This window comes from Agrobacterium sp. MCAB5 (genome assembly GCF_052114365.1).
Lineage (GTDB): Bacteria > Pseudomonadota > Alphaproteobacteria > Rhizobiales > Rhizobiaceae > Agrobacterium > Agrobacterium tumefaciens.
Window position 1 is genome coordinate 1 of the sequence record NZ_JBFREP010000184.1, and the last position, 536, is coordinate 536.

A 536-nucleotide genomic window follows, 5' to 3' on the forward strand; every position below is an offset into this window, starting at 1 on the left:
GGCCAACGGTCTCCGTAGGTTTTTTGAATTATACTAATTGCTGCAACCGCATCTTTGCCCTGTTGGCCAACCTGGAAACGTCATTGGCGCAACTTCTGGGTTTCGAGCGGAACGAGCAAGCTAATAAACGGTTGAAAACCGTCGATTTAGTAAAGATCGCTCAGGGCCTTGGCGCCGATCTGGCGCCACAGCCAATCGCGGCTTGCTACGAAATCTCATATCAAAGCGACGCCGACAAAAATCGAACACAAGGGACGCCCCGTTGTCTCCAATAGGTTAGCCGTTCAGGGCGACTCCCAAGGTACAACAGGATGGTCTATTTCTTTTGATTGCCAGCAAAAGCGGCCGTCAAGCCAAGACCGATATACACGAAACCACTGACCCAGCGTTCAGCCTTCAGGTACGCGGGACTGCGCTTCAGCCACTTGCCGGCCGTGCCGGCGGCAAGTGCGTAAGAGCTGTCCGTCAGAACGCCAATCGCTGTGTAAACAAGCCCGAGAAAAGCGATCTGCATAGCCACATGGCCACGATTGACC

General features: G+C 53.7%; 1 protein-coding gene and 1 pseudogene. One reads left to right on the plus strand and one right to left on the minus strand.

Features of this window, described 5'->3' with window-relative positions:
* Positions 1–275: hypothetical protein (locus AB4Z23_RS28115; protein WP_441361262.1), on the plus strand; the 275-nt coding region annotated here is incomplete at its 5' end.
* A gap of 41 nt (positions 276–316) precedes the next feature.
* On the opposite strand, the pseudogene AB4Z23_RS28120 reads toward AB4Z23_RS28115, so the two are convergent.
* Positions 317–536 (minus strand): annotated as a pseudogene (locus tag AB4Z23_RS28120) (LysE family translocator); the annotation flags it as partial.